Here is a 3,027-nt window from a genome sequence, read left to right on the forward strand (position 1 = left end):
GTACCGGCGGGGCTCGGCACAATGGCGGTATGAGCTCCGAGACCCCCACCGCGCCCGCCGCGTCCGCGCGGCAGCTGACCGTCGGCTTCGACCTCGACATGACCCTCATCGATTCGCGCCCCGGCATCAAGGCCGCCTACCAGGCGCTTTCCGCCGAGACGGGTACGTTCATCGATGCCGACGAGGCCGTCACCCGGCTCGGGCCGCCGCTGGACGAGGAGCTCGCGTACTGGTTCCCGGAGGCGGAGATCCCCGCCATGGCCGACCGCTACCGGGAGATCTACCCCACGTACGCCATCGAGGCGACGCCCGCGATGCCCGGTGCCCGCGAGGCGATCGAAGCGGTCCGGGCGCTCGGCGGCCGCGCCATCGTGGTGACGGCCAAGCACGAGCCCAACGCGCGGCTGCACCTGGCGCACCTCGGCATCGAGCCGGACGCGGTCATCGGCTGGCTGTGGGCCGAGGCCAAGGCGGGCGCGCTGCGCGAGTACGGGGCGCAGGTCTACGTCGGCGACCACGTGGGCGACGTCCGCGGCGCCCGTACGGCCGGTGCGCTGTCGGTGGCGGTCCCGACGGGCCCGTGCCCGGAGCCGGAGCTGCGGGAGGCGGGCGCCGACGTCGTGCTGGCGGACCTCACCGCGCTGCCGCAGTGGCTCGCGGAGTACGTCGCCGCGCAGTCGCTCTGACCGGGCGGTCGCTCTGACCGTGCGGGGGCGGGCCGGTCTAGCTCTGCGAGGCGCGGGCGGCGCGGCGCTGGGCCGCCGCCGAGCGCAGCACGCCCGCCGCCGAGACGGCGAAGCCGACGCCCATCAGCATGCACACGGCCCACGCGTACGAGGGGAACGGGTCGGTGTGCAGGAACAGCGGGGCCATCGTCACGAGGGTGGCCACGGCGCCGACGATGAACACGATGCCGCCGGCGCGCACCAGGCCGTCGCCGGGCCGCGCTTCGTCGCCATGAGGAGTAACAGTCACCCCACCAGGGTAGTTCCCTGGCCGAAGCAGCCGACGGCGCAGCCGACAGCGAAGAGCCGGCGAAGGACCGGGGAACGTCTTGTCACCTGTGAAACGCCCACTAGCCTGGATACGGCGGGTCACCATGACCCGCTGCGCTGTTGTCCGGAGCCGCCGTGCGGCACGCCGGACCCCGACGAGCACAAGGACAGAGGACGGACGTGCCTACCGGCAAGGTCAAGTGGTTCAACAGTGAGAAGGGCTTCGGCTTTCTCTCCCGCGACGACGGCGGTGACGTCTTCGTCCACTCGTCGGTGCTCCCGGCCGGGGTCGACGCACTCAAGCCCGGCCAGCGCGTCGAGTTCGGCGTTGTCGCGGGACAGCGCGGTGACCAGGCGCTTTCCGTGACCGTGCTGGACCCGGCGCCCTCGGTCGCGGCCGCACAGCGCCGCAAGCCCGACGAGCTGGCGTCCATCGTGCAGGACCTCACGACCCTGCTGGAGAACATCACGCCGATGCTGGAGCGCGGCCGCTACCCCGACAAGGTGCACGGCACGAAGATCGCCGGCCTGCTGCGCGCGGTGGCCGACCAGCTCGACGTCTGAGCCCGTACGCACGACGGTGCCCCGGCCTTCGCAAGAGGGCCGGGGCACCGTCGTACGGGCGTGCCGGCGGCCTACGGGAAGGCCAGCGCACCCGGCGCGATGGCCGGTACCAGACCCTCCGCCGCGGCCCGCGTCAACAGCCCGCGCACCGCCGCGTACCCGTCGTCGCCGAGGTCGGCGGTGAACTCGTTGACGTACAGCCCGATGTGCTGGTCGGCGACGGCCGGGTCCAGTTCCTGCGCGTGGGCGCGGACGTACGGGCGGGAGGCCGCCGGGTCGTCCCAGGCCATCCGGACCGACGTACGGGCCGACTCGGCCAGCGCGTGCAGCGTCCCGGCGCCCAGCGAGCGCTTCGCGATGATCGCGCCGAGCGGGATCGGCAGGCCGGTCGTGGCCTCCCAGTGCTCGCCCATGTCGGCCAGGCAGTGCAACCCGTAGTCCTGATAGGTGAACCGGGCCTCGTGGATGACCAGTCCGGCGTCCACCCGGCCGTCGCGGACGGCCGGCATGATCTCGTGGAACGGCAGCACGACGACCTTGCCGACCCCGTCCGGCAGCACGTCCGCGGCCCACAGCCGGAACAGCAGGTAGGCGGTGGAACGTTCGCTCGGCACGGCGACGGTCTTGCCGGCCAGGTCCACCCCCGGCTCCCGCGTCAGCACGAGCGGCCCGCAGCCGCGGCCGAGCGCCCCGCCGCAGGGCAGCAGCGCGTACTCCTCCAGCACCCAGGGCAGCACGGCGTACGACACCTTCAGCACGTCCAGCTCGCCGCGCTCGGCCATGCCGTTGGTGATGTCGATGTCGGCGAAGGTGACGTCGAGGCCGGGCGCGCCCGGGATCCGGCCGTGGGCCCACGCGTCGAAGACGAAGGTGTCGTTCGGGCAGGGCGAATAGGCGATCCTGACCGCCGGGTGCGGGTCACGACTCATGTCGGTGCTCTCCCCAATGGACGAGTACGGGCCCCAGGGCGCGGAATCCGGCGGTGAGCGCGGCCAGCGCGTCCCCGATCCGCCAGGCGTCGCGGTCGCGGGGGCCGACGGCGTTGGACACGGCGCGGATCTCCAGTACGGGCAGTCCGTGTGCGGCGGCCGCCTCCGCGACCCCGAAGCCCTCCATGGCCTCGGCCCCGGCGAGCGGGTGCCGGGCGGCGAGCCGGGCGGCGCCCTCGGCGGTGCCGGTGACGGTGGAGACGGTCAGCACGGGGGCGAGGAGCGCCCCGGTGGCCTCGGCGGCCCGGGCGGCGAGTTCGGCGGGCGGCAGGTGCACGCTGTGCCCGAAGCCGAGCTCCTGTACGTCGAGGAAGCCGTCGGGGGTCTCGGCCCCGAGGTCGGCGGCCACGATGGCGTCGGCGACCACGAGGGAGCCGACCGGGGCGGCGGGCGGGAACCCGCCCCCCCGGGCGGCGGGGACGGCCGGGGGGTTGTGGGGCCCCCCCGGCCCGGGGCTTATAACACAAACAGACAGCCCG

The 3,027-nt window shown here is 73.9% G+C and carries 5 protein-coding genes; 2 read left to right on the plus strand and 3 right to left on the minus strand.

All coding sequences use genetic code 11. The features are described 5' to 3' along the window. Positions 1–29: 29 nt before the first annotated feature. Complete coding sequence (locus tag ACFXA3_RS39910; RefSeq protein ID WP_385195907.1) at positions 30–686, plus strand: HAD family hydrolase; 657 nt, start codon at positions 30–32, stop codon at positions 684–686. A 37-nt stretch (positions 687–723) separates the two neighbouring features. Here the strand turns inward: ACFXA3_RS39910 and ACFXA3_RS39915 are convergent, their stop codons facing one another. Beyond that, positions 724–975: a hypothetical protein gene (locus ACFXA3_RS39915; protein WP_385195910.1), complete on the minus strand. Its 252-nt coding sequence runs from the start codon at positions 973–975 to the stop codon at positions 724–726. Positions 976–1,175: 200 nt separating this feature from the next. Here ACFXA3_RS39915 and ACFXA3_RS39920 point away from each other — a divergent pair, with 200 nt between their 5' ends. Continuing rightward, on the plus strand, positions 1,176–1,559 hold the full coding sequence (locus tag ACFXA3_RS39920) for a cold-shock protein (protein WP_030012939.1): 384 nt from the start codon (positions 1,176–1,178) through the stop codon (positions 1,557–1,559). A 71-nt stretch (positions 1,560–1,630) separates the two neighbouring features. Here ACFXA3_RS39920 and ACFXA3_RS39925 read toward each other — a convergent pair whose 3' ends face one another. Beyond that, positions 1,631–2,488, minus strand: coding sequence for a 1,4-dihydroxy-6-naphthoate synthase (locus ACFXA3_RS39925; protein WP_385195912.1), 858 nt, complete (start codon positions 2,486–2,488; stop codon positions 1,631–1,633). After that, positions 2,478–3,023 (minus strand): futalosine hydrolase, encoded by a 546-nt coding sequence (locus tag ACFXA3_RS39930; protein WP_385195914.1) that lies wholly within the window; start codon positions 3,021–3,023, stop codon positions 2,478–2,480. The genes ACFXA3_RS39925 and ACFXA3_RS39930 overlap by 11 nt, the downstream gene beginning before the upstream one ends. Positions 3,024–3,027 lie beyond the last annotated feature (4 nt).

It is taken from the genome of Streptomyces sp. NPDC059456 (assembly GCF_042750055.1).
In the GTDB taxonomy this organism is placed as follows: Bacteria; Actinomycetota; Actinomycetes; order Streptomycetales; family Streptomycetaceae; genus Streptomyces.

Bases quoted from the DNA above. Each gene is read 5' to 3' on its own strand.
- ACFXA3_RS39910 (WP_385195907.1), top strand. From the start codon at position 30: ATGAGCTCCGAGACCCCCACCGCGCCCGCCGCGTCCGCGCGGCAGCTG.
- ACFXA3_RS39925 (WP_385195912.1), bottom strand. From the start codon at position 2,488: ATGAGTCGTGACCCGCACCCGGCGGTCAGGATCGCCTATTCGCCCTGC.